The organism is Georgenia sp. X1117, assembly GCF_057784635.1.
Genome location: NZ_CM173492.1, coordinates 2132104 through 2157404 on the forward strand (window position 1 = coordinate 2132104; position 25301 = coordinate 2157404).

Consider the following 25301-nt stretch of genomic DNA (forward strand, 5'->3'; position numbering starts at 1 on the left):
GGGGGCGGTCATGCTCGACCAGCTGTCGGTGGGGACGGACATCGAGCGCGTGCGCGCTCAGGCGGAAGCGGTGCGGGCGGTGCGCGCAGGCTTGGCGGGATGCCGGTCGACGCTGTGGACCGGGGAGGCCGGGCGGGCGGCCGAGGACGGTGTCGACGGCCTGGTCGCCGAGCTCGACGGCATCCTGGCGACCCTGTCCGACCTCGAGGCCACGTACCTCCGGCTCTGGGTGCGCGTCGTCGCGAGCGGCGGTGCGGGCTGATGCGCGTCGACCCGGCCACCTTGATCAGCCGCCCGGACCCGCCGGTCCCGCCGGACCCCGTGGGCGCGATCCACATCGTCTCCTCCGGCGACCCGATGGTCGTCGACACCGACGAGGTGCGGGCGATGGCCGCCGAGCTGCGCGCCCACGGCGAGGAGCTGGACGCGGCGGCCGCGGCGCTGCGCCTCGTCGGCTCCGCCGAGCAGCTCGGCGGCCGGGCGGCGAGCACCATGGCCCGCCCCGGCGCGGACCCGGGGCTCTCCGGCGACATCGCCGCTGGCCGGGCCGCGGCCTACGCGGCGGCGGACTCGATCACCGCCACCGCCGCTCGCACCGTCGACCTCGCCGACGGTCTCGACGCCTGGGCCCTGCTCGTGGACGCGGTCGACACCGAGGCCGAGCGCTCGTTCTCTCAGATCGTCGGCGACCTCTTCCTCGACGTCACCGGCGCCCGGATCGCGGTCGACGCCCTCATCGTCTGGCGCGCCGTCGGAGTGGTCACCGACCCGGGTGAGGCCGTCGGTCCGGACGGCGTACCGATCTCCGTGCAGGTCGACCAGGGGGTGGCTGCGCTGGACAGGCTCACCGACACCTTCTACCTCCCTCGGTTACTCGCCTCCGTCGTCATGAACGCCACCCCCGTCGGCCTGTGGGCGATGCTGCGCGGTGCGGACGACCAAGAAGAAGCGACCACGGCTCGGACCGTGGCACCCCTCGTCGGCACCTGGGCGACAGAGAACGGCATGTCCCGCAGCGGCACGGAGGTGCGGGTCGACCCGCTGGGGGTCCCGGGACTGTGGACCCCGGCCTCGGCCGGCCCGCTCGGGGCAGCCCTCGGCGGTGCCACCCCCGTCGGGTGGCTGCTCTCCCGGGCCGCGCACCCCACCCTGCGGCCCGCCCGGGCCTCGGCCGAGCAGGTGGAGGAGGTCGCCGACGTCATCGACCGGATCGACCCCCTGCACGCTGAGTCCGGGCGCAGCAACCGCACCCACGTCGAGGTGCTGCGCACCGAGCACGCCGACGGGTCGACCTCCTTCGTCGTCGTCGTGCCCGGGACGAATGCCGACGAGATCGTCGACCCGGACAACCCCATGGACCACGGGTCGAACGTCGAGCTGGCGGCAGGGGCCGACGCCGCGATCCTCGAGGGCATCAGCGAGGCGCTCGAGGCTGCCGGTGCGCGGCCGGGCGACGCGGTGGGGATGGTCGGCCACTCCCAGGGCGGCTTGGCGATCGCCCGCTGGACCAGCTCCGCGGCCGCGCAGGACTACGACCTGCGGGCCAGCGTCACCCTCAGCTCGCCGGTGGCCGACATCCCCGCCCCCTCGAGCGGGCACCACGTCGGCATCGAGATCACCGAGGACGCCGTCAGCGGCCTGGACGGGGGAGCCGTCCCGCACGTGCCGCCGGGACCCGGGACGGGCAGCCGGACCACCTACACCGTCGACACCGTGACCTCCCCCGAGGCGAACGAGCAGCTGTGGGCCTTCCAGGGGCACTACCCCGAGCACTCGGCGGCGGCCTGGGACGGGGTGGTCGAGCACCGCGGGGGCGAGCACGACGTCGCCGGTGTCCAGGCGCAGTTCGCCCACCTGCTCGGCACCGAGGAGGAGGGGGCGGTCACCAGCTCGGTCATCGTCGAGATCGCACGGAGCTGAGCGGTGGCGGTGGCGGGGGCGCGGACCGGCCCGGTTATGTCACCCTGTGACAGGCTGTGGCGAGTGTCCCCGACCGAACGAGGAGAGCACGTGACGAGCATCGTGGACGAGACGTCGCCCGTGGACGGGGCCGCGCCGGGGACGGCGCCGCGCTCCTCCGACGACGGCCCGACGCCCTGGGGCCCGCCCCCCTTCCCCGCACCGCCCGAGCGCGGCGCCGACGACCCGGTCGCCGCCCGCGCGGTCTTCTGGTCGCCGGACACCGTCCTGCGGGCCGGCAAGGTCGTCCTCGGCGGGTCGCCGTTCTCGGTCACCGTGGTCCCCGAGCCCTGGCGCGACCTCGCCCGCCGCGCCGCGGCCGCCGGCGAATCAGGCATCACCGCCGCGGACGACGTCGAGCGGGCCGCCGTCCGGTTCCTCCTCGACCGGGGCATCCTGCACCCCCTGCCCGTGCCCCACGGCGAGGTCACGGACGTCGAGGTCGTCATCCCCATGCACGGCGACCCCACGCTGCTCGACCCGCTGCTGGCCTCGCTCGCCGTCGAGGGCCACCCCGTCACCGTCGTCGACGACGCCACCCCCGACCCGGCCCACGCCGCCCGCATCGAGGAGATCACCGCCCGGCACGGCGCGCGGCTCATCCGGCACGAGGTCAACCAGGGTCCCGGCGGGGCGCGCAACACCGGCTTCGCCGCGACGACCGCGCCGTTCATCGCCTTCATCGACTCCGACGCCCGGGCGAGCGACGACTGGATCGCCCGCCTGCGGCCCTTCCTCGACGACGAGCGGCTCGGCGCCGTCGGGCCCCGGGTACGGCCCCGGTTCGACGGCGAGAGCGCCATCGAGCTCTACGAGGAGACCCGCTCGGAGATCGACATGGGGGCGATCCCCAGCCGCGTCGTCCACGGGGTCATGGTCGGCTGGCTGCCCAGCGCCGCCGTCCTCGTGCGCCGCAGCGCCGTCACCGACCCGCCGTTCGAGCCCGGGCTGCGCATCGGCGAGGACGTCGACCTCTTCTGGCGGATGGACGAGGCGGGCTGGAACGTCCTGTACGCGCCCGGCGTCGTCGTGCACCACGAGGTCCGCACCTCCTGGTCGGCCTTCACGAGCCGCCGCGCCGGTTACGGCAGCTCCGCCGCCCCGCTCGAGCAGCGTCACCCCGGCCGCCTGACCCCGGCCTCCCCCTCGCTCTCCGGTCTCGCCGTCATCGCCCTGGCCTCGACCGGGCACCGCCGCCTCGCCGCCGGTGTCGTCGCCTACGAGATCGCCCGTCAGCGGGCGAGCCTGCCCGACGAGGTGCCCCTGAGCGTCGTCGTCGAGATGGCCGGGCGCCAGATCTTCTCCGACGGCTTCTGGACGGGCCACCTCCTGCGGCGCGACTGGTGGCCGGTCGGCTGGTCCGTCCTCGCCGCCACCCCGCGCTCGCGCCTCGCCAGGGGCGTGGCCGCCGCCATGATGTGGGAGCCGGTGCGCGACCACATCCTCTCGCCCACCCGCCTCGACCCGCTGCGCAGCCTGGCGATGCGGCTCCTCGACGACGCCTCGTACGGCACCGGCGTCATCACCAACGCCATCAAGGAGCGCACCCCCGCCGTCGTCACCCCGCGGCCGCGGCTGCCGCGCTGGCCCCGGCGGCGCTGACCGGCCCGCGCACCGGTCGACCGGGCGCTGCCCGGCCGGATCGGGGCATGCTGGGGGGATGTCCAGCATGATCCCCACCCCGGCCGGCGCGACCCCCGGCGACCTGCTGCGCGCCGACGTCGCCACCCTGCCCGCCTACGTCCCTGGCGAGCGACCCGCGCACGGCCGCCGCGTCGCCAAGCTCTCGTCGAACGAGATGCCCTACCCGCCGCTGCCCGGCGTGCTCGAGGCCGTCACCGCGGCGGTCGAGGACGCGGGACGCTACCCGGACATGGCGGCCGTGGACCTCGTCGCGGCCCTGGCGAAGCGGCACGGCCTCGACCCGGCCCACGTCGCCGTCGGCGGCGGCTCGACTGCGGTGCTCGAGACGATCCTGCGCGCCACCTGCACGGCCGGCGACGAGGTCGTCGCGCCCTGGCGCAGCTTCGAGGCCTACCCGATCGCCGTCCAGCTCACCGGCGCGGCCATGGTGCGCGTCCCGCTCGACGCCCAGGGCCGCCACCGCCTGGACGCCATGGTCGAGGCGGTCACCGAGCGCACCCGGGTGCTCCTGCTGTGCTCCCCGAACAACCCCACCGGGACCGCGCTCACCCGCACCGAGGTGGCCGGGCTGCTCGCCGAGGTCCCGCCGACGGTGCTCGTCCTGCTCGACGAGGCCTACATCGACTTCGTCACCTCCGCCGACCCCACCGACGGCCCCTCGCTGCTGCACGCCCACCCCAACCTCGTCGTGCTGCGCACCTTCTCCAAGGCGGCCTCGCTGGCGGGACTGCGGGTCGGCTACGCCCTCGGCCACCCCGACGTCGTCGCCGGGCTCCGGGCGGCGGCCACCCCCTTCGGCGTCTCGGCACCGGCCCAGGCCGCGGCGCTCGCCGCGCTCGACGCCGACGCCGAGATCAGGCGCCGGGTCGCCGAGGTCGTGGCCGAGCGGGAGCGGCTCGTCGCCGGGCTCCGCCGGCTCGGCCTGGAGGTCCCCGACACGCAGGCCAACTTCGTCTGGCTCCAGCTCGGCGACGGCGCGGTCGCCTTCGCGGAGGCGGCCAAGGAGGCCGACCTGCTCGTGCGGCCCTTCCCCGGCGACGGCGTGCGGATCAGCATCGGCACGGCCGAGGACACTGACGCGGTGCTCGAGGTGGTCGCGGCGCACCTGGGCTGAGCGGCCGGTCGCGGGGTGCGTCGATAGCTCCCCGCGGGCACATGCGAGCGGGCCGGATGGTTCCGTGCGACGGCCGGGCCCGCGATCTGGCAGGTCCCCGCGGCGCGTCGCCCGCCGTGGTGCGGACCACGGCCGCGTCGTCTCGCGCCGCTACCTACACCTGTGTAGCCTACACAACCGTAGGTAGCTCTCCGTGGGCGGGGAGCGACGGATCCGCCTCCCGTCCTCGACGGCTCGGACCGGCCGCACCGACCGTGCGGCGAGGTCCCGACCGGCCGGCCGCACCGATCGTGCGGCCGGCCGGCCCCGGGCCGCCCCGAGGGCACCTCGGCGGTCCTCCCGTCCGGGAGCGCGTCGAGGCACCGGACCACCGAAGGAGACCTGCGTGTCCGTCCCCACGACGAATGCCCAGCACCGACCGTCCGACCAGGCGCCGCCCGCCGTCGGGCCCACCGCGACGGAGCGGACCCGCGACGACGCGGCCCACGGGGCCGGAGCCCCCACCGACGAGGCCAGCCCGCCCGCCCGTGCCGACGCCGCCGCGCCCGTCCCCTACCCGGACGGCGCCTCGCTGACCCCGGATGACACCCCGGTCCAGCTGCTCACCCCCGCCGGCGACCGCCTCGACCACCCGGTCTACGGCCCGCTCGCCGCCGAGCTGGACCCCGAGCGGCTGCGCACGATGTACCGCGACATGGTCCTCACGCGGTCCTTCGACACCGAGGCGACCAACCTCCAGCGGACCGGCGAGCTGGGCCTGTGGGCGCAGAGCCTGGGCCAGGAGGCCATCCAGATCGGCTCGGCGCACGCCCAGCTGCCGCGGGACATGATCTTCCCGTCGTACCGCGAGCACGGGGTCGCCCACGTGCGCGGCCTGCCGCTGACCGAGCTGCTGCCGGTCATGCGCGGCACCCGCCACGGCGGCTGGGACCCCCGCGAGCACAACCTCCAGGTCCAGACCTTCGTCATCGCCGCCCAGACCCTGCACGCCGTCGGCTACGCCATGGGCATCCAGCGCGACGGCGACGTGGGCACCGGCACCGACGCCGACCGCGCCGTCGTCGTCTACCACGGCGACGGTGCCACCTCCCAGGGTGACTTCAACGAGTCCCTCGTCTTCGCCGCCTCCGCCCAGGCGCCGGTCGTGCTCATCTGCCAGAACAACTTCTGGGCGATCTCCGTGCCCACGGACGTCCAGTCGCGGGTGCCGATCGCCCGCCGCGCACCCGGCGTCGGCGTCCCCGCCGTCCGCGTGGACGGCAACGACGTCCTCGCCTCCTACGCCGTCACCGCCGAGGCGCTGCGCCGCGCCCGCGCCGGCGGCGGGCCCACCCTCATCGAGGCGGTCACCTACCGCATGGGCGCCCACACGACGTCGGACGACCCCACCCGATACCGCACCCACGGCGAGGAGGCCGACTGGCGGGCCAAGGACCCGATCGACCGCCTGCGCGCCCACCTCCTGGCCACCGGGCAGGCCGACCAGGCGTTCCTCGAGCAGGTCGACGCCGAGGCCGCCGAGCTGGCCCGCGCCACCCGCGCCGCGTGCGTCGCCATGCGGTCCGGGCCGGCCGAGGAGATGTTCGACCACGTCCACTCGCTGCCCCACGCCCAGGTCGAGGCCGACCGGGCGGCGATGACCGCCTTCGAGGCCGGCTTCGCGGACACCGAGAACGCGCAGGAGGCCCGCTGATGCACCCCGCCCCGCCCGCCACGGCGACCACGCTCCCGCTCGCCCGGGCGATCAACGCCGGCCTGCGCTCCGCCATGAGCCGCGACGAGAAGGTGCTGGTCATGGGGGAGGACGTCGGCCCGCTCGGCGGCGTCTTCCGGGTCACCGACGGGCTGCAGGCCGAGTTCGGCACCGACCGCGTCGTCGACACCCCGCTCGCGGAGTCCGGCATCGTCGGCACCGCGATCGGCCTGGCCATGGCCGGCTACCGCCCGGTGGTCGAGATCCAGTTCGACGGCTTCATCTTCCCGGCCTACAACCAGATCACCACCCAGCTGGCCAAGCTCACCTACCGCACCGCGGGGGCCCTGAGCATGCCGGTGGTCGTGCGCGTGCCCTACGGCGGCCACATCGGCGCGATCGAGCACCACAGCGAGTCCCCGGAGGCGCTGTTCGCCCACACCGCCGGCCTGCGCATCGTCTCCCCGGCCACCGCCCCCGACGGCTGGTCGATGATCCAGCAGGCCATCGCCTCCCCGGACCCCGTGCTCTTCCTCGAGCCCAAGGCCCGCTACTGGGAGAAGGGGCCGGTCGAGCTCGAGACGCCGGTCGACCTCTCCGAGCAGGCCCTGGCCCGCGACCTGCACGCCGCCCGCGTGGTGCGTCCCGGGACCGACCTGACGATCGCCACCTATGGTCCAGGTGTGAAGGTCTCGCTCCAGGCCGCCGAGGTCGCCCAGGAGGAGGGGTCGAGCGTGGAGGTCATCGACCTGCGCTCGATCTCCCCGCTCGACGTCGACGCCGTCGTCGCCTCCGTGCACCGCACCGGGCGGCTCGTCGTCGTCCACGAGGCGCCGACCTTCTTCGGCCCCGGCGCCGAGCTGGCCGCCGCCGTCCAGGAGCGCTGCTTCTACGAGCTCGAGGCGCCCGTGCTGCGGGTGGGCGGCTACCACACGCCCTTCCCCGCCTCCGCGCACGAGTCGGTCTACCTGCCCTCCCTCGACCGGATCCTCGACGCCGTCGAGCGTTCGCTGGCCGCCTGAGCCGACGACCCAAGGAGCTGCCATGAGCGAGCCGCGACACCACCTCTTCCGCCTGCCCGACGTCGGCGAGGGCCTGACCGACGCCGAGATCGTCGCCTGGAGCGTCTCCGTCGGCGAGCGGGTCGAGGTCAACCAGACCCTGTGCGAGGTCGAGACCGAGAAGTCCGTCGTCGAGCTGCCCAGCCCCGTGGCCGGTGCGGTGCGCGCGCTGCTGGTCGAGGAGGGCACGACCGTCGACGTCGGCACCCCCATCGTCGAGCTCGACACCCGGCCCGACGAGCCCGAGCAGCCCGCCGCCCCCGCCGGCGGCGAGACGGGCGGCAAGGCCGCGGCCGAGGGGGCAGACGAGGGATCAGGCGCCGTCCTCGTCGGCTACGGCACGAAGCCCGGGGCCGCGCGCCGCCGGCCCCGCGTGGCGCCCGTGGCCACGTCCGGGGCAGCGCCCGCTGCCCGACCCGCCGCCTCGACCGCCGGGCCTGCCGCCGGTACCCCTGCGCCCGCTGGCCCCGCCGCCGGTGCCGACGCCGCGCCGGCTGCTCCCGCCCCTGGTGCCCCCGCCCCCTCGACCGCCGCGCAGGCACCAGCCGGTGCACCCGCTCCCGCGAGCGGCGCGGGCCAGGCGCCCCTGGAGAGCCGGCCCGCTCCCGCCGGCACGCGCGTGCCCCCGGGACGTCCGCGTCAGGCGCCCGGCGCCGACGGGACCGGCGGTGGGTCGAGCACCACGTTCGTCCGTCCGAGCGCCGGCCCGACCCGGGCCAAGCCCCCGGTGCGGCGCCTGGCCAAGGACCTCGGCGTCGACATCGACTCCGTCCACGGCACCGGCCCGGGCGGGATCGTCACCCGCGAGGACGTCGTCGCGCTCCATCAGCGCTCCGACGTCCAGCAGCTGGCGACCTGGTCCGAGGACGAGCCCTGGCTCGAGGGCGGCTCGGTCTCCCCGGACGGCCGGCGCACCCGCGTGCCCGCCCGCTCGGTACGACGCCGGACCGCCGAGGCCATGGTCCAGTCGGCCTTCACGGCCCCGCACGTCACCGAGTTCCACACGGTCGACGTCACGCGGACGATGGAGCTCGTCGCCCGGCTGCGCAAGGACCGCGAGTTCGAGGGCCTGCACGTCACGCCGCTGCTCGTCGCCATGCGGGCGCTGCTGCTGGCCGTCAACCGGCACCCGGAGATCAACGCCTCGTGGGACGACGAGACCGGAGAGATCGTCTACAAGCACTACGTCAACCTCGGCATCGCGGCCGCCACCCCGCGCGGCCTGGTGGTGCCCAACGTCAAGGACGCCCACCGGCTCAACCTCAAGGAGCTCGCCCAGGCGCTCGGTGACCTCACCGCCACCGCGCGCGCCGGGAGGACGCAGCCGGCGCAGATGGCCGACGGCACGATCACCATCACCAACGTCGGCGCCTTCGGCATCGACACCGGCACCCCGATCCTCAACCCCGGGGAGGCCGCGATCCTCGCCTTCGGCGCCGTGCGGCAGCAGCCCTGGGTGCACGAGGGCGAGATCGCGGTGCGCTGGGTGACCCAGCTGGCGCTGAGCTTCGACCACCGGCTCGTCGACGGCGCGCTGGGTTCGTTCGTGCTCAAGGACGTCGCCACCATCCTCGAGGACCCCTCGATGGCGCTCGTCTGGGGCTGACCCGCCCGCTGACCTGCCGCGCCTGCCGCGTCAGCCGACCCGGTAGCGCAGCAGCGCACCGCCGGTGTCGGTCGTGCGCGAGTCGATCAGCGTGAGCGGTCGCGGCTGCTCCGCGGGCCGGAAGAGCCGGTTCCCGGCGCCGAGCAGGACCGGCGCGACGCCGACGAGGTACTCGTCGACGAGCCCCGCGGCGAGCAGCGAGTCCACGAGCTCGGCGCTGCCGAAGACGTAGGCGGGCCGGTCGTCCGCGGCCTTGCGCCGCGCGACCTCCGCGACGGCGTCGGCCGTGATCTCCGTGTTCGCCCAGGTGGCCTCCGTCAGCGTGCGCGAGGCCACGAGCTTGGGCACGGCGTTCATGTACGCCGCGATGTCGGGCTGGTCGGTGTTCTCGGGCCAGTGCTCGACGAAGCCCTCGTAGGTGCGTCGGCCGAGGACGAGCAGACCGATCTCGTCGCCGATGTCGAGGCTGAGCCGGTAGAGGTCGTCGCCCCAGATGTGCTCGTGCAGCCGCAGGTCCCAGGGTTCGGTGCCCTCGAAGAACCCGTCCAGCGACATGACGTTCCAGACGATCAGCGTGCCCATGCCCACCCCTTTGATGGCAGTTCGCAACCGGTCCCGGCCAACGTAGAATGTGTGGTGGCGTTGTGCAACCGGTACATGCGCGCCCCGTGATGACGACCGCCGGGGCGAGGAGACGAGCGGGAGGTGCGTGTGCCGACGTCGGGACGGTCGGGCTGCCCGATCAACCAGACCCTCGAGGTCCTCGGCGACCGGTGGAGCCTCATCGTGGTCCGGGACATGATGTTCGGGAACCGGCGCCACTTCCGCGAGCTGCTCACGCGCTCCGAGGAGGGCATCGCCTCCAACATCCTCGCCGACCGGCTGCGCCGACTCGTGGAGACGGGCCTCGTCTCCCGCGGCGACGACCCCACGCACCGGCAGAAGGTCCTCTACTCGCTCACCGAGCGGGGCATCGAGCTGCTGCCGGTGCTGGCGACCATGGGCGCGTGGGGGCGGCGGCACCGCCCGGTGAGCGAGGAGCTCTCCATCCGGGCCCAGCTGCTCGAGGAGGGCGGACCCGAGATGTGGCAGGCGTTCATGGCCGAGCTCCGGGCCATCCATCTCGGCGAGCCAGTTCCTGAGCGGTCGGTCCTCACGGAGCTGACGTCGGCCTACGAGGAGCTCGTCGGCCGGCGCAGCGGCACGAACCGGTAGCCGCCCGGGGCGGCGTCCGACGTCCACCCCTGGGCCGTCCGCGCCACCCGCACCAGGCGGCCGCCGGCCGGCACCACCATCGCGCCCCCGACCGTCAGCTGGGCGACCAGCTCGGCGGGGACCTCGTCGGCCATCGCCGAGACGAGGATCCGGTCGAACGGGGCGTCCTGCGGTGCGCCGAGCACGTCGGCGTCGGCGACCCGCACCTCCGCGTGGTCCCACGCGGACTCGGCCCGGAGCGCGGCGCGGCTGCGCGCGACCAGCTCGGGGACCGACTCGACGCCGAGCACCCGCCCGCCCGGCCCCACCAGCTCGGCGAGGATCGCCGTCGTCCAGCCCGACCCGCTGCCGACGTCGAGCACGCGCGCACCGGCCGGCACGTCGAGCAGGTCGAGCATCCGACGCACGGTCGACGGCTGCGAGCACGTCGCGCCGTGCCCGATCGTCAGCGGACCGTCGGTCGCCGCGTAGGGCCGCGTCTCCGTCGTCAGGAAGCGGGCGCGGTCGGCCGCCGCCATCGCCTCGTCGACGCGCGTGGGCGTCGTCCGCCTCCGCATCCGGCCACGTTACGGCACCGGCCGGCGCCCGCCCATGCCCACCTCCGCGGCCGTGGAGGGCAGGCAGAAAAGTGCTCACTCGTCGGGCAGGGGTTCTGCTCGATCGTTGGGAGGCGCTAGCCGAGGAGGTCCGGCGTCGGGGCCGGGTCCTCGCCGAGGACGTGCTCGGCGAGGAAGCCGAGGACGACCTCGTACCAGAGCCGCGCGTGCTGGGGGGTGAGGATCCAGTGGTTCTCGTCGGGGAAGTAGAGGAACCGGTGCGGGGTCCGGCCCTGCTCGTCGGCCGCCAGCCGCGACTGCGAGACCAGGGCCCGCCACAGCGCCAGTCCCTCGCCGATCGGGACCCGGTAGTCCTTGTCGCCGTGGATGACGAGCATCGGCGTCGAGATGTCGCCTGCCGCATGGTGCGGGGAGTGGGCCGCCCGCATCTGCGGGGTCATCTCCCGCTCCCAGAACCAGCCGACGTCCGTGGTGCCGGCGAAGGTCTCGATGTTCCACAGCGACGCGTGCGTGACGACCGCGCGGAACCGGTCGGTGTGCCCGGCGATCCAGTTGGCCATGTACCCGCCGAAGGACCCGCCCATCGCGCCCGTGCGGTCGGCGTCGATCTCGGGCAGCGCCTCGGCCGCGTCGGTTACGGCCAGGACGTCGGTGTAGGGCTTGTCGCCCCACGCGCCCCAGCCGCGGCGGATGAACTCCCAGCCGTAGCCCGTGGACAGTGCCGGGTCCGGGAGCACGACGGCGTAGCCGCGCGCCACCGCGATCCACGGGTTCCACCGCCACGACCAGGTGTTCCACGAGGACACCGGCCCGCCGTGGACCCACAGCAGCAGCGGTGCCGGGGCCTCGGCGCTCGCGCCGTCGGGCATCGCCAACCAGCCGCGCAGCGGGTGCCCGTCGGCGGCCTCGGTCTCGATCTCGGTCAGCGTGCCCGGCAGCTCGGGGACGGGCACGGGGGAGGGGATCTCGGTGACCTCCGCCCCGCCGTGGGCCGGCTCGCCCAGGACCGCGAGGTCGATGCGCACCGGCGCGGCCGGGGCCGCGTAGCTCGCCCGCAGGGCGTAGGCCGCCGAGCCGTCCGGGGCCACGCGCAGGTCGCTGAACGCGCCGTCGCCGGTGATCCGGGTGACCTCGCCGCCGTCGAGGGGGAGGTGGAAGACCGGGGCGCGGCCGCGGTCGTCGGCCACGGCGAGCAGACCGCTCGCGTCGGGCAGGACCACGGCCTCCGAGGGCCACCGGTCCCAGTCCCGCGCGATCGGCGTCCGCTCGCCGGTGGCGAGGTCCGCGACGGCGAGCGTGCGCACCGCGGGCCGCTCCGCCGTCGAGGGCTCCTCGACGACGAGGACGGCACGCTCGCCGTCGGGGAGGACCGCGAGGATGCCGAACTCGAGCTCCTCGCTCGGCTCGGCCACCCACCGTCGGTGGCCGGTGGCGACGTCGATCGCGACGACGCCGGTGCGCAGCTCGCCGCGGGCCGCGGGGACCGACCACGGGGCCAGGACCGCGGCGCCGTCGTCGGTCAGGTGCGCGCCGCCGTCGGACAGGCCGACGCCGGCGTCCGGGGTGAGGTCGACGAGCGTGCCGGGGGCGTCGGGGTCGTCCGCGGGGTCGACCCGGTAGAGGTGGGGGCGGCCCGGCCCGAGGTCGTGGTCCCAGTACCGCACCGGGTAGCCGGTGTGCAGGATCGCCGAGACCTTCTTCTCGGTGCGCGCCTTGCGGCGCTCGGCGTCGTCCTCGACGCCGTCGGAACCCGGCAGCGGGGTGCCGAGCACGACCACGGTGTCCGCGCCGCGCGCGGTGAGGACCGCCTCGACGCCGCCGGGGTGGTCGGCCAGGACCCGCGCCTCGCCGCCGTCCGCGGGTAGCACCCAGGCCCGCTTGCGGGCGCCCTCGGTGTCGGCCGCGTCGGGTCGGGCGGCGGTGAAGACGAGGTCGCCTGACGCGGTGAAGCGCGGCGCCGACTCGCCGGTGCCGCCGTGGGTGAGGCGCCGTGCGGGGAGCTCGCCGGCCGGGTCGAGTGCCCAGATCGCGCTCTGGTAGGTGACCTCGTCGGCGTCGAGCGCGGCGACCGAGGTCACCAGCCGCGACCCGTCCGCGCCGAGCGCCAGGCCGGAGACCCGGCGCAGCGCGACGTAGTCGGCCAGGGAGTGGAACGGGGTGGGAGCGGTGTCGTCGGTCACCCTGGCATGGGACCACGCGCGCGCCCGCGCCGACCAGTCGCCGGGGCGGTGTTCGCGCGCCGCGGACGGGCGCGCGGCCGGGTGCGCCGCCGGAGCGCCCCCGCCCGGGGACCGGAGGCCGCCGGTCCCGGGCGTCGGGTCAGTAGGTCTCGAGGGTGGCCGGCCCCAGGACGAAGCCGCCGCCGGTCTCGGTGGACCAGCACTCGACGTCGACCCCGGTCACCGTGCAGGCCAGGTCGCCGTTGTAGGCGGAGTCGCCGTCGGAGAGCAGCGGGTCGGCGTTGGCGGAGCGGCCGCAGTTGACGCCGGCCTCGCCCGAGCTGTTGATCTCGACGCTGATGCCGCCGGGCAGGCAGCCCTCGGGGGTGTCGAGGGAGTGGTCGACGATCGTGCAGACGACGTCGGAGCCGGACAGGACGCAGGCCATGTTGGCGCCCTGCACCCAGAAGCCGGGCATCTGCTGGGCGTCGGCCGGGATCTCGGGGATCTCCAGCCAGGACATGTCGGCCTCGATGGCGGTGCGCAGCGCCGGGTTGGTGTCGGAGTCGCCGAGGATCATGTCCACGACCTCCTGGGCGTGCTCGCGGTCGCATTCGTCGGCCAGGGCCATGAGCGAGTCGACGACGCGGTCGCCGTGGGCCGGGTCGCCCCAGGTGCCGTCCGGTGCGGCGGCCGAGGCGAAGGCCTGGACGACCTCCGCGTCGGCGCCGGCGTCGGCGCAGTCCGAGGTGGGGGCGAGCCCCTCGAGGGCGGCGAGCGCGGACTCGACGTCGTCACCGCCCGCGGGACGGTCGCCCTCCTCCTCGGTGGCGGACTCGCTCGGCATCGGCGGGAAGGCGGGGTCGGTCGCCCCGGCGTTGGTCGACGTCTCGTCGTCGTCGCCCGGCAGGTTGAAGATCCACAGCCCGCCCAGGACGACGACGGCCACGGCCGCCGCCACGGCGAGGATCCCCGCCCACGGCACGGCCCGGCGCGGCTCCTCGACCTGGCGCGGCGGCGCGTCGGGGGTGCGGGTCGTCGTCGCGGACCCCTCCGGCGGGGTGATGGGCCGGGCCGGGCCGGCGTCGACGGCCGGCGACTCGGTGGTCTGGCGGTCCGGCCGGCGCGACGCGCCCGAGGCAGCCGCACCGGCCGCCCCGGCGGCGCCGAACCGCGCGGCGGTGGGCGTGCGCGTCGGGGCCGAGCGCGGCTCGTCGGGGTCGAGGCCGGCGGTGCGGGCACGCCGCTGGGCGATCGCCTCGTCGATCTCGCTGTCGCCGAGGTTGCCGAGCCACTCGATGAGCCCCGGGTAGGTGGAGGGGTTGGCGGCGATCGTCGCGCGCAGCTCGGGGTGGTGCTCGGCCAGGTGCTGCAGGCGGGTGAGCGGGGTGGCCGGGTCGGCCGCCTCGGCTGAGGGGTTGGTGCTGTCGTCGGTGCCGGTCACGGCCAGGTCCTCCATTGCGGGTCTGCGGGGGAGTGTACGCAGGGCAGGACTGACCACGGAGCACGGGCGGCGCGCGCCCTAAGGTGGTCGCGTGCAGCCCGGGAGCCCCAACGACGACGTCGACCACCCGTCCGGGGACCCGCGGGAGCCCGACGCCGGGCACGACCCGGAGACCCCGGGCGCGCCGGTCGGGTCGCCGGCCGAGGCGCAGGTCGAGCACCCCCGCGAGGATCGGGCTGCGGCCGGGGATCCGGCCGACGTCGCGCCCGCGGCGACGGGTGGACCCGATGAGGTGACGGACCGACCTGAGGCGACCCCGGACGGCGTCGGGCCCGACGGTGCGGAGGCCGTGCCGGAGGCGGATGCCGTGCCGGAACCGGAACCCGAGGCGGAATCGGAACCCGTGCCAGAGGCAGACGCCGAGTGGTCGGCCGAGGGAAGCGTCGTCCCGGAGGCGGACGGTGCCGCGCCGGGGGTAGACGGTGCCGCGCCGGCCGCGGACGTTCCCGATCCCGCCGCCCCGGCGGCGCGGACCGGGGAGACCGCCGAGATCGACGCGGCGGGCCGCACGGCCGCCGTCCCGCTGGACGAGGCGAGCCGCGCCGCCGGCCACGAGCCGGCCGACCCCGCCGCCCCGGACCACGCCCCCGCCGAGCACGACCCGGCCGACCCCGGCGCCGTCGACCCCGCCGCCACGGACCCCGACGCCCCCGACGGCCGCGACCCGTCCGAGACCCCCGCGCTGCTGGCCGGGGCGCAGGGCCACGCTCAGCGGGTGCGCCGCTGGTGGCGCCGGGCCGGCTCCGGCGTCGTCCAGCGCTGGGTGCTCTCACTGGTCATCGCCTCGCTGGTCATCGTCGTCGGCCTGCTCGTGGCCGACCGATGGGCGCTCATGCGGGCCCGCGGCGAGGCCGAGCAGGCCTTCGAGACCTTCACCGAGGAGATCACCGGCCACGAGGTCCGCCTCGACGGCTTCCCGTTCCTCCCGCAGGTCATCTCGGGCCGGATCGACCGCGTCGACTTCACGGCCGAGGAGATGGTCCTGCCCGACGTCGAGCTCATCGACGTCACCGGCTGGGCCACCGGGATCGGCTTCCGCGAGCCCGTCGAGCTCGCCCACCTCGAGGCCAGCGGGACGGTGCCGCTGGCGGCCGTCCAGGAGGAGGTGGCCGCCGCGATCTTCGACGTGCCCGTGCTCGGCGAGCGCAGCTTCGAGGCCGACATCGTGGGCAGCGACCTCGTCCTCACGACCTCGATCCTCGGCGGGGACATCGAGGTCACCGCCGAGGTCACCCCCACCGAGGACGGGCGCGGCATCCACATCCACCTCGACCAGGGCACCCTCGGCGGCGTGAGCACGCGGCTGTCCGAGATCCCGTTGGTCGGCAGCCGTCTCCCGCTCGACCACGAGGTCAGCCTCGACACGCTGCCGGAGAACGTCGTGCTCACCGCCACCACGGTCGTCGACGACGGCATCCGCGTGAGCATCGAGGGCGACGACGTCCGGTTCTGACCGCCCGCGCGTCTGCCGCCGGCCCGCGCCGCCGACCCGCGGCGACCGCCCGCTCCGGCAGGTCGTTCCGAACCGCCCGCCTCAGTGCTCCTGGGCGGCCCGCGCCCGCGCGGCGAGCATCTCGTTGTAGGCGGCCAGCTCGGCGTCCCCGTCCGCGTCGGCCCGCCGGTCGATGCGCCGGGCCTCGCGCCGCTCCGAGCGCGCCCAGGACACCGCGACCCCGACGGCCAGGGCCAGCGTCGGCAGCTCGCCGATGCCCCAGGTGATGGCCCCGCCGACCGCCTGGTCCGCGAGGGCGTCGACCCCCCAGGGCAGGCCGAGCCACCCGTAGTGGTCGGCGGCGAGCAGGGCGGTGGACTGCATGACCGCGATGCCGAAGAAGGCGTGGAAGGCCATCGTCGCGATGAGCATGACCAGGCGCAGGGGGTAGGCCGGCCGCGTGGGCCCGGGGTCGATGCCGACCAGGGCGTTGACGAACATGTACCCGGCCAGGGAGAAGTGCACGACCATGAGGATGTGGCCGAGGTGCCCGTCGAGCGCCATGCCGAACAGCGGCGTGAAGTAGAAGACGATGAGCGAGCCGGCGAAGTTGACCGCGGCCACCACCGGGTGCGCCCAGGCGTGCGCCCACCGCGACCCGACCAGGGCGAGCAGCCACTCCCGCGGGCCCCGTGAGCCGTCGGTGCGCACCGGCAGGGCCCGCAGCGCGAGCGTGACCGGCGCGGCCAGGACCACCAGCAGCGGCACGAGCATCGTCAGCGCCATGTGCATCGCCATGTGCACCGAGAACAGGACGTCGCCGTACACGGTCGGCGCCCCGCACGTGAGGTAGCCGAAGACGAGCACGCCGGCGAACCAGGACACGGTGCGGGACACCGGCCAGTGGATGCCCCGGCGACGCAGCCGCAGCGCCCACCGCCCGTACACGACCAGGCCGGCCACGACCATGAGCACGAACAGCGGGTCGGGCCGCCACACCGTGAGGTAGGCCAGCGGCGTGGGGAACGGGGGCACCGGCGAGTTGGTGATCTCGTAGGTCGGCGTCGGGTCCGGGGGCGGCTCGATCGGCACCGGGGTCTCGCTCGAGCCCAGCGCGACGGCGACCCCGATCACCGCCGCCATGAGGACCACCTCGCCCACGGCGAGCCGCAGGAAGGCGCTGCGCCGCCCGCCGGCCAGGGCGGGCAGGGTGCTGCGGCGGTGCCACCCGCCGGCGCCCAGCAGGAGGACGGTGGCGAGGATCTTGACCAGCAGCAGCTGCCCCCACGGTGTGGTGAGCAGCTCGCCGAGGGTGTTGACCCGCAGGAGACCGCTCGCGGCCCCGGACAGCGCCACGACGATCGATGCCCAGGCGGCCAGCGTGGAGTACCGGCCCGCGGCGGTCGCCAGGTCGGCGGTGCGCAGCCGGTTCGCGGCGAGCACGAGCGCCATCAGCCCGCCCACCCACAGCACGAACCCGCCCAGGTGCAGCCACATGCCCGACACGGCGATCTCGTGGTTGGCCGCACCGTTGGCGTGGCCGGTGAACGCCGTCGGCACCAGGGCGACCAGCCCTAGCACGGCCACCCACGCCGTCCCGGTCGGTCCGGTGACGGCCGCCGCGACCAGCCCGACCAGCAGGGCCAGCGCCGCGGCCCAGGTGAGCGTGGAGCCCAGCTCGAGCTCGGTGACGAACTGCTGCAGCGAGGCGGTGTAGAGGCCGGGCTCGAGCGGCTCGCCGATGACCGAGGCGTGGGTGAGCAGCAGGTGGGCCACCTGGGCGGGTCCCCAGACCAGGGCGGCGATCCGCCCCGTCCGCACGACGGCGGTCCACGCCTTCGAGGCCGGCCGCGCCGCACGGCGTCGCTCGGCCGCACTGCCCGACGTCGCAGCCTGCCCCGACCGTGTCTCTTCCGATCGCGCGTCCGACGTCGGTGCCACCGTCGTCGCCTCGTCCGCCGTCGCCGGCTCCGGCGACGCATCCCCGGTCCCGTGCGCGGGCGTGGCGGCCGCCCGGGCAGCGCGCTCCCGGGCGGACAGCCGCACGGCCCGCTCGCGGGCCGGCCCGACGAGCACGACCGCCGCCACCGCGAAGCAGCCCACCGTCAGCGCGGCGCTGAGGTGCACGAGCACCGTGACCACCGGCAGGCCCCAGCGCACGAGCGGGCCGGGGTCGGCCAGCGTGGGCGCGTCGGCGGCCCCGGAGGCCAGCAGCGCGAGGACCAGGGCGGCCAGGGCCGCACCGGCGGTGAGGAGCCACCCGGCCACCGTGCGGGCGCCGGGTGGGAGGACGGGGCGCGGCACCTCGCCAGGGTACGGCGGACCCCGCGCACCCCACCCGCCGGTGAGATCCGCTGCGCGACCCGCTGGTGAGACCACCGTCGAGACCCGCCGCGGGGTGTGGGAACCACTGCCCGCCGGACGGGCGACGCGCGGTGGCCGGGCGTCGGTAGTCTGCTCGGGCCACCGGACAGGGGTGGCGCCGTCGAGCAGGAGGGGCCGCCGTGGCCGAGTGGAGCGCACAGCCCGAGCAGCAGGCCCAGGCACGCGTCAAGCGCATCAAGGACGACGAGGTCTGGCGCGCCACGGACCTGGTCCGCCAGGTCACGGAGGTCTTCAACAGCCGCGTCGTCGGGCAGGACGACCTGCGCCGCGCGCTGCTGTCCACGCTCATGGCCGGCGGGCACATCCTGCTCGAGTCGGTGCCCGGCCTGGCCAAGACCACGGCCGCCCAGACCCTGGCGGCCGCCGTCTCGGGCTCCTTCCACCGCATCCAGTGCACGCCGGACCTCATGCCGAACGACATCGTCGGCACGCAGATCTACAACTACGCCACCGGCGAGTTCACCACCCAGCTCGGTCCCGTGCACGCCAACCTCGTCCTCCTCGACGAGATCAACCGCTCCTCGGCCAAGACGCAGTCGGCCATGCTCGAGGCGATGCAGGAGCGCCAGACCTCCATCGGTGGCGAGGTCTACAAGCTGCCGAGCCCGTTCATGGTCCTGGCCACGCAGAACCCCATCGAGGAGGAGGGCACCTACGTCCTGCCCGAGGCCCAGATGGACCGGTTCCTCCTCAAGGAGGTCCTCACCTACCCCACGCCCACCCAGGAGGTCGAGATCCTCTCCGGGATCGCCTCGGGCGAGCTGAGCACCCCGGTCGACCAGCAGCCGATCTCCCTGGCGGACGTCGAGCTGCTCCAGGACCTCACCGCGCGCGTCTACGTCGACATGTCGATCAAGCAGTACATCGTCGCGCTCATCAACACCACGCGCGGCGGCGGCCCGCGCCCGCTGCCGGGCTTCTCCGACCACGTCCGCGTCGGCGCCTCGCCCCGCGGCGGCATCGCGCTGCTGCGCATCGCCCAGGCCGTCGCCCTCCAGGAGGGCCGCACGTACGTGGTGCCCGACGACGTCAAGCTGCTGCGCCACGCCGTCCTGCGCCACCGGCTCGTGCGGACCTACGACGCGCTGGCGAAGAACGTCGCGCCCGAGGCACTCGTCGACGCGGTGTTCGCCGCCGTCCCGACGCCGTAGGCGCACCGATGGCACAGTCCTCCTCCAGGTTGGAGCAGATCCGGGCGCGGCTCGAGCTGCCGACGGTGCGCCGCGCGAGCGGCCTCCTCGACGGCCGGCACCGCTCGATCTTCTCCGGCCACGGCCAGGACTTCGACGACCAGATCGAGTACCACCCCGGCGACGACGTCTCCGACATCGACTGGAAGTCCTCCGCCCGTGCGGGCGTGCCGATCATCCGTCGCTTCGTGCGCGAGTCGAACCTGTCGACCGTCCTCGCCTTCGACACCGGTGTGTCCATGGCCGCCACCAGCGCCTCGGGGGCGCCGAAGAAGGACGTCGCGATGTTCGCGGCGGACATCATCGCCTACGTCGCGCGGGCCCGCGGCGACCTCGTCGCGCTCGTCGCCGGCGACTCCGAGCGGATGGTCCAGCGCCCCGCCCGGCACGGCACCGCCCACCTCGAGTCCGTCCTGGGCATCGTCGAGGAGGCGCTGAGCCTGGACGCCCCGCCCTCGGACGTGGGGCGGGTGATGGACCGCGTCCTCACCGGCTTCCCGCGGCGCGCGCTGGTCGTCCTCATCACCGACGAGGCCCGTCCAGGCCCCGAGCACGAGGACTCCCTGCGCCGGCTGCGCACCCGCCACGAGGTGCTCGTCGTGCGGGTCGGCGACGCCGTGCCCACCGCCACCGGGATCGGCCCGACCGCCGACGTCGACGGCTGGGAGCGCCTGCCCGCCTTCATGCGCGAGGACCGCTTCCTCGCCGACGAGGTCCAGCGGGCCGTCGGCGCGCGCGCCACCGCGGCCACCCGCCTGCTCGACCGGCGCGGCGTGCACCACGTCGTCGCCTCCTCCGAGGACGAGGTCGTCGGTGCGCTGCTCGACCTGCTGGGGAGGTCGCGCCGTGTCCGTCGATGAGCTCGGCACCGACCTCGCCGACCTGCAGGACTACCCGTGGTGGGTCCTCGTGCTCGGCGTGGTCCTCATCGCCCTGGCGGGGGCCTGGCTGGCGTACGTGCTGTGGGTGACCTCCGCCCGGCGCGAGCGCTCCCACGCTGCGCAGCCGCCGACGATGGGCGACGAGCAGCGCCGCCGCTTCGTCGCCGAGGTCGAGGAGCACTACCAGGCCTACCAGGCAGGCGCCCTCGACCTGCGGGCGCTGCACCTCAAGCTCGCCCGCACCATGCGCGCGTTCGTCTCCGAACGGGTCGGCCGTGACGTGCGCTCGTGGACGGTGCGGGACATCTCCGGCCACGACCCGACCGCGCGGGCCGGCGGCCTGCTGCGCGTGTGGGAGGAGCCGAGCTTCGCCCACCGCTCCGACGCCGAGGCGCTCAACGCGCGCGACGGCGCACTGGAGGTGATCCACCGATGGTGACCCCCTGGGTGTGGCCCGTGGCGGTGCTGCTCGTCGTCGTCGCCGCCGTGCTCGGCTGGACGGCCTCCGCGCGCCGCCCGCGCCGGCCCGACGACGTCACGTGGGTGGCGAACTCCGCCTTCATCCGCTCGCTGCCGCGCTACCGGCACCGGATGCGCACCATGCAGATGCTGCTGGCCGGGGCCGGCGCGGTGCTCCTCGCGACGACGGTGGCCGGCGGGGCGCTCGCCGCCCGGCCGATCGACCGGGACGAGCGCCACGAGGAGCTGACCAACCGGGACATCGTGCTGTGCCTCGACGTGTCCGGGTCGATGATCGAGTTCGACGCCGAGATCCTGGCCGAGTTCCAGGAGCTCGTCTCCTCGTTCGACGGCGAGCGCATCGCCCTCAACATCTGGAACTCCACCACCCGCGTGGTCTTCCCCCTGACCGACGACTACGCGCTCGTCAACGAGGAGCTCGAGGAGGGGGCGCGCATCCTGGGCTCCTACCTCGACTGGTCCGGCGCCGACTACGAGGAGATCGACGCCTACCTGCGCGGCACCACCTCGACCCAGTCGGCGTCCTCCTCGCTCATCGGCGACGGCCTGGCCAACTGCGTCAACAGCTTCGACCTCACCGACGACGAGCGCTCGCGCTCGGTCATCCTGGCCACCGACAACGAGATCGCCGGCGAGCCGGTCTACGAGCTCTCGGAGGCCGCCGACCTGGCCCAGGAGCGTGACGTCACCGTCCACGGCCTGTACGCCTCCTTCGGCGACTACGGCGGCGGTGCGCGCGACGAGTACGAGGAGATCGTGCTCGACCACGGCGGTCAGTTCTACGAGCTCGGCGACCCCGGCGCGGTGCCGGCGATCGTCGATCAGGTCCAGGCCCAGCAGGAGGCCGAGCTGGAGTCCGACCCGACGGTGGTCATCACCGACCGTCCCGACCGCTGGCTCGGCTGGGTCACCGCGGGCCTGGCCGGCTTCCTCCTCGTCGTCTGGCGGGTGCGCACATGATCCTGCGCTGGGCCTGGGACTGGTGGATCGTCGCCCTGGTCGTCCTGCCGCTGCTCGCCCTGTGCGTGCACGGGCTGCTGCGCGCGCGCCGCCAGGGGGAGCGCACCCAGTGGTCGTGGGTGCGCCGCTCGGGGATGGTCCTGTGCCTGGCCGTGGTCGCCGTGGCCCCGGCGGTGCCCGGTGAGGAGTCCGAGGTCGGCACCAACGCGGACGTGTTCTTCGTCGTCGACCGCACCGGCTCGATGGCCGCGGAGGACTACGGCGACGGCGAGCCGCGGCTGGCCGGCGTGCGGGCGGACATGGCCGAGATCGTCGAGGCGATGCCCGGGGCGCGGTTCTCCATCATCGCCTTCGACTCCCGCGCCACCCGTGAGCTCCCGCTGACCAGCGACGGCCGGGCGGTGGGCACCTGGGTGGACACCCTGCGCCAGGAGGTCACCTACTACTCGGGCGGGTCGTCGATGGACCGGCCGCGCCAGGACCTCACCGACGCCCTCACGCGCGCCGAGGAGTCGGCCCCGGGCAACGTGCGCATCGTGTTCGTCCTGTCCGACGGCGAGAACACCGCCGGCGACACCACCGGCCAGGATCCCCCGGGCGCCTGGTCCGACTCGGCGCCCCTCATCGACGGCGGGGCGGTCCTCGGCTACGGCACCGCCGAGGGCGGCCAGATGCGCAGCTACGACGGCACCGAGCGCACGGGACCCGGGACGACCTCGCCCTACATCACCGACGACGCCACCGGTGAACCGGCCCTCTCGCGCATCGACGAGGCCAACCTCGGTGCCGTGGCCGAGCAGCTGGGCGTGGAGTACATGCACCGCACGTCCCCGGGCGGGATGACCGAGGTGGTCGACGGCATCGACGTCGAGGCGATCGCGCGGGCCGACGGACGGCAGACCGTCGACACCTACCGCGACGTGTGGTGGCCGGCGATGTACGTGTTCATCGCGCTGCTGGCCTGGGAGGCCTACGTGCTGGCGGGCCGGTCGCGCCGCACGCTCGACCCCGCCTCGACGAGACGCGCAGCCCAGGCCGTGCGCACGAGCTCGTCGTCGGGTCCGTCGTCGTCGGGCAGCGGCTCGACGACGGGCGTGCCGGCGCCGACCTCGGCGCCGCCCTCGACCCCGACCCCGACCGGACAGGCAGGAGGCCGGACATGACACCCACGCCCGCACCGACGCCCGGCGACTCCGGGAGGGGCGGCCCGGGCGGCCTGCTGCCCGAGGTCTCCCCGCGGCTCGCGCGACGCCGCCGGCTGCTCGCCTGGTCGGCGCCCCTGCTGGGCCTGGCCCTGGTCGCCGGCCCCTACCTGGTCGGGGTGTCGCTGGCGGACGACCGGCTGCGCAGCGACGCCGAGGCGGACCCGGCGGGCGCCGTCGAGGGCTACGCGGCCCTGGCCGACGACACCCGCTTCGGCCCGAGCCCCTGGATCGCGGTCTACAACTCCGGCACCTCCTCGCTCATGGCCGAGGAGGCCGCCACGGCGGTGACCACGCTGACCGAGGCGCTGGACATGGTCCCGGAGGGCACCGAGGACGAGGACGGCGAGGTCGACCCCGAGCTCCCGGAGTGCCTCGTGCGGCGCAACCTCTCCCTGTCCTACGAGTCCCTGGCCCGGGACGCGCTCGAGGCGGTGGACCGCCCCATGGTCGAGCAGCACCTCACCGATGCCCTCGAGGCGCTCGGCCCGTGCACCACCGACCCGATCGAGGACGAGGACCCCTCCGAGAGCCCCTCGGAGAGGCCGTCCGAGAGCGAGAGCCAGGAGAGCCCGTCCGAGAGCGAGAGCCAGGAGAGCCCCTCGGAGAGCGAGAGCCAGGAGGACCCCTCCGACGGGCAGGACCCCGAGCAGGGCGAGGACCCCAGTGAGCCCGAGAGCGGCGACCAGGGGGAGAACCCCAACGACCGGATCCAGGAGCGGCAGGACGAGCAGCGCCGGGAGAACCGGGACGCCCAGCAGGAGGAGCAGGAGTCCGGCTCGGAGGGCGAGGAGAGCTCGGACGGCGGCGAGGGCGGCGAGGGTGAGGAGGAGACCTCCCTGTCCCCGCAGGAGCAGGAGCTGGCCGACCGCAACGCCGAGGCCGAGCGGGACCGCCAGCAGCAGGAGCAGCGCGAGGGCGGCGGCTACGGGGGCGGCCAGAACTGGTAGCGGGCCCGGCCTCGCCGCGCCGAGACCATGGGTCGTGTGTCGAGACGATGGGCCTGGGGCCATGTCTCACGACACGACCCATCGGCTCGACGACGAGCAGGAGGCCAGCGCGGGTCAGCGCTCAGGGGCCCGGGGCGGCCCGGTGCGGGGCGGGGCTCAGGCGGCCGCGACGGGCATGCGCACGCCGACCGCGCGCAGCACGAACTCCTGGGTGGCGGTGATGAACTCCTCGCGCTCGTCCTCCTCGGCCGGCAGGCGCCGGCCGGACAGGCACGCGTGCACGAGCTGGATCGTCACGTCGAAGTCGGACTCGCCGATGAGCTCCTCGGCGTGCGCGGCGGCCAGGACCTCGCGCAGCAGCACCTCGACCCGGGCGACGTGCGCGCGCAGGCTCGCGGCTGCCTCGCGCGAGACGATCTCCTTGAGCGCCGGACCGGGTGCGGAGTGGTAGGAGCGGTCGAGCTGGAGCTGCTCGCGGACGTAGGCCCGCAGCTGCTCGACCGGGTCGTCGATCGCGGCGAGCCGCTCGGTCAGCGCGTCGGTGAAGTCGGCCGTCTCCTGCTCGATGAAGCCCAGCAGCAGCGACTCCTTGTCGGCGAAGTGGTTGTAGACCGACGTGCGCCCCACACCCGCGTCCTGGGCGATCTCGGCCAGGGAGAGCGCGTCGAAGCCGCGCTCACGCATGAGGCGGTCGAGCGAGGAGAACAGGGCGCGGCGGGTGAGCTCGCGGTGCTCGGCGAGCGAGCCGCCAATGATCCGAGGCATGCGCCGATGATGCCACGATCTGACGGGAATGGGGAATCTGTCGCCTCCTCATCGGTGGTCACGGTCCCGACGGCGGCGTCCCTCCGTCCCCGCGCCCGGTAGGTTGAGCGCCGAGGGGGTGGGTGATGAGCGAGACGCCGGTGCAGGTCGGGCCGGGCGGCCAGGCTGCCGAGGACGGCCCGGCCACCGACGGCGGCCGGGCCGACCAGGACCGACGACGGCGACGGACCACGTACGTCGTCGCCGGTGTGTGCCTGCTGCTCGTCGTCGCCGTCACCGCCGTCGCCCTCTTCCTCGTCGGTCCCCGACGTCCAGCGGAGTACGGCGACTGGGCGCCGCTGGACCAGCTGTGGGACGAGTGCGCGGCGGGGGACGCCGCCGCCTGCGACGAGCTGTTCGTCGAGTCCCCGGCGCGCACCGAGTACGAGGCGTTCGGCAGCTCCTGCGGGGACCGTTTCCCCGGGTCGACGATGGCCTGCGTGGACCTCATGCAGGGCCCGCCCGCGCTCGAGCCGAAGTAGCCGGTCGCGCTCGGGCCGAGGTG

The 25301-nt window shown here is 75.0% G+C and carries 22 protein-coding genes; 16 read left to right on the forward strand and 6 right to left on the reverse strand.

Annotation, left to right across the window (positions count from 1 at the left end):
* Window positions 1-10 precede the first annotated feature (10 nt).
* The 7 genes from AC3D3D_RS09815 (at window position 11) to AC3D3D_RS09845 (ending at window position 9077) form a co-directional block, all read left to right on the forward strand.
* A complete protein-coding gene (locus tag AC3D3D_RS09815; RefSeq protein ID WP_463661890.1) occupies window positions 11-262 on the forward strand; it encodes a hypothetical protein in 252 nt (83 codons plus the stop codon).
* Window positions 262-1920, forward strand: coding sequence for a hypothetical protein (locus AC3D3D_RS09820; protein WP_463661891.1), 1659 nt, complete (start codon window positions 262-264; stop codon window positions 1918-1920). Before AC3D3D_RS09815 ends, AC3D3D_RS09820 begins: the two co-directional genes overlap by 1 nt.
* 90 nt (window positions 1921-2010) lie before the next feature.
* Entirely contained in the window at window positions 2011-3561 is a 1551-nt protein-coding gene (gene mftF / locus AC3D3D_RS09825) for a mycofactocin biosynthesis glycosyltransferase MftF (RefSeq protein ID WP_463661892.1), read from the forward strand.
* 58 nt (window positions 3562-3619) lie between these two features.
* Window positions 3620-4717 (forward strand): histidinol-phosphate transaminase, encoded by a 1098-nt coding sequence (gene hisC / locus AC3D3D_RS09830; RefSeq protein ID WP_463661893.1) that lies wholly within the window; start codon window positions 3620-3622, stop codon window positions 4715-4717.
* 211 nt (window positions 4718-4928) lie between these two features.
* The gene (gene pdhA / locus AC3D3D_RS09835) at window positions 4929-6410 is read left to right on the forward strand and encodes a pyruvate dehydrogenase (acetyl-transferring) E1 component subunit alpha (RefSeq protein ID WP_463662098.1); all 1482 of its coding nucleotides are present in this window, start codon (window positions 4929-4931) and stop codon (window positions 6408-6410) included.
* Window positions 6410-7432: an alpha-ketoacid dehydrogenase subunit beta gene (locus tag AC3D3D_RS09840; RefSeq protein ID WP_463661894.1), complete on the forward strand. Its 1023-nt coding sequence runs from the start codon at window positions 6410-6412 to the stop codon at window positions 7430-7432. Before pdhA ends, AC3D3D_RS09840 begins: the two co-directional genes overlap by 1 nt.
* A 22-nt stretch (window positions 7433-7454) precedes the next feature.
* Entirely contained in the window at window positions 7455-9077 is a 1623-nt protein-coding gene (locus AC3D3D_RS09845) for a dihydrolipoamide acetyltransferase family protein (RefSeq protein ID WP_463661895.1), read from the forward strand.
* Between the two features lie 30 nt (window positions 9078-9107).
* Here the strand turns inward: AC3D3D_RS09845 and AC3D3D_RS09850 are convergent, their stop codons facing one another.
* On the reverse strand, window positions 9108-9659 hold the full coding sequence (locus AC3D3D_RS09850; protein WP_463661896.1) for a dihydrofolate reductase family protein: 552 nt from the start codon (window positions 9657-9659) through the stop codon (window positions 9108-9110).
* A gap of 129 nt (window positions 9660-9788) precedes the next feature.
* Between AC3D3D_RS09850 and AC3D3D_RS09855 the strand changes: the two genes are divergently transcribed.
* Window positions 9789-10292 carry a winged helix-turn-helix transcriptional regulator gene (locus AC3D3D_RS09855; RefSeq protein ID WP_463662099.1) on the forward strand — a complete coding sequence of 168 codons (504 nt, stop codon included), beginning with the start codon at window positions 9789-9791 and terminating at the stop codon, window positions 10290-10292.
* On the opposite strand, the gene AC3D3D_RS09860 is transcribed toward AC3D3D_RS09855, so the two are convergent.
* The 3 genes from AC3D3D_RS09860 to AC3D3D_RS09870 form a co-directional block, all read right to left on the reverse strand.
* Window positions 10250-10849, reverse strand: a complete 600-nt coding sequence (locus AC3D3D_RS09860) for a protein-L-isoaspartate O-methyltransferase family protein (RefSeq protein ID WP_463661897.1) — start codon at window positions 10847-10849, stop codon at window positions 10250-10252. The genes AC3D3D_RS09855 and AC3D3D_RS09860 overlap by 43 nt on opposite strands.
* Window positions 10850-10965: 116 nt before the next feature.
* Window positions 10966-13029 (reverse strand): S9 family peptidase, encoded by a 2064-nt coding sequence (locus tag AC3D3D_RS09865; protein WP_463661898.1) that lies wholly within the window; start codon window positions 13027-13029, stop codon window positions 10966-10968.
* 139 nt (window positions 13030-13168) lie between these two features.
* The gene (locus tag AC3D3D_RS09870) at window positions 13169-14452 is read right to left on the reverse strand and encodes a variant leucine-rich repeat-containing protein (RefSeq protein WP_463661899.1); all 1284 of its coding nucleotides are present in this window, start codon (window positions 14450-14452) and stop codon (window positions 13169-13171) included.
* A 91-nt stretch (window positions 14453-14543) separates the two neighbouring features.
* Here AC3D3D_RS09870 and AC3D3D_RS09875 point away from each other — a divergent pair, with 91 nt between their 5' ends.
* The gene (locus AC3D3D_RS09875; protein WP_463661900.1) at window positions 14544-15965 is read left to right on the forward strand and encodes an LmeA family phospholipid-binding protein; all 1422 of its coding nucleotides are present in this window, start codon (window positions 14544-14546) and stop codon (window positions 15963-15965) included.
* Window positions 15966-16046: 81 nt separating this feature from the next.
* On the opposite strand, the gene AC3D3D_RS09880 is transcribed toward AC3D3D_RS09875, so the two are convergent.
* A complete protein-coding gene (locus tag AC3D3D_RS09880; protein WP_463661901.1) occupies window positions 16047-18248 on the reverse strand; it encodes a bifunctional copper resistance protein CopD/cytochrome c oxidase assembly protein in 2202 nt (733 codons plus the stop codon).
* A 200-nt stretch (window positions 18249-18448) separates the two neighbouring features.
* Between AC3D3D_RS09880 and AC3D3D_RS09885 the strand changes: the two genes are divergently transcribed.
* From AC3D3D_RS09885 to AC3D3D_RS09910, 6 genes are read left to right on the forward strand one after another with little or no spacing between them, the layout of a single operon-like run.
* Window positions 18449-19480 carry an AAA family ATPase gene (locus AC3D3D_RS09885; RefSeq protein ID WP_463661902.1) on the forward strand — a complete coding sequence of 344 codons (1032 nt, stop codon included), beginning with the start codon at window positions 18449-18451 and terminating at the stop codon, window positions 19478-19480.
* 8 nt (window positions 19481-19488) lie between these two features.
* Window positions 19489-20379, forward strand: coding sequence for a DUF58 domain-containing protein (locus AC3D3D_RS09890; protein ID WP_463661903.1), 891 nt, complete (start codon window positions 19489-19491; stop codon window positions 20377-20379).
* Window positions 20366-20839 (forward strand): hypothetical protein, encoded by a 474-nt coding sequence (locus AC3D3D_RS09895; RefSeq protein WP_463661904.1) that lies wholly within the window; start codon window positions 20366-20368, stop codon window positions 20837-20839. The genes AC3D3D_RS09890 and AC3D3D_RS09895 overlap by 14 nt, the downstream gene beginning before the upstream one ends.
* A complete protein-coding gene (locus AC3D3D_RS09900) occupies window positions 20833-21840 on the forward strand; it encodes a vWA domain-containing protein (RefSeq protein ID WP_463661905.1) in 1008 nt (335 codons plus the stop codon). Before AC3D3D_RS09895 ends, AC3D3D_RS09900 begins: the two co-directional genes overlap by 7 nt.
* On the forward strand, window positions 21837-23003 hold the full coding sequence (locus AC3D3D_RS09905; protein WP_463661906.1) for a vWA domain-containing protein: 1167 nt from the start codon (window positions 21837-21839) through the stop codon (window positions 23001-23003). The genes AC3D3D_RS09900 and AC3D3D_RS09905 overlap by 4 nt, the downstream gene beginning before the upstream one ends.
* Complete coding sequence (locus tag AC3D3D_RS09910) at window positions 23000-23992, forward strand: hypothetical protein (protein WP_463661907.1); 993 nt, start codon at window positions 23000-23002, stop codon at window positions 23990-23992. Before AC3D3D_RS09905 ends, AC3D3D_RS09910 begins: the two co-directional genes overlap by 4 nt.
* Before the next feature lie 156 nt (window positions 23993-24148).
* On the opposite strand, the gene AC3D3D_RS09915 is transcribed toward AC3D3D_RS09910, so the two are convergent.
* Window positions 24149-24757: a TetR/AcrR family transcriptional regulator gene (locus AC3D3D_RS09915; protein WP_463661908.1), complete on the reverse strand. Its 609-nt coding sequence runs from the start codon at window positions 24755-24757 to the stop codon at window positions 24149-24151.
* 125 nt (window positions 24758-24882) lie between these two features.
* On the opposite strand from AC3D3D_RS09915, the gene AC3D3D_RS09920 reads away from it, so the two are divergent.
* A complete protein-coding gene (locus AC3D3D_RS09920; RefSeq protein ID WP_463661909.1) occupies window positions 24883-25278 on the forward strand; it encodes a hypothetical protein in 396 nt (131 codons plus the stop codon).
* Window positions 25279-25301: the final 23 nt, after the last annotated feature.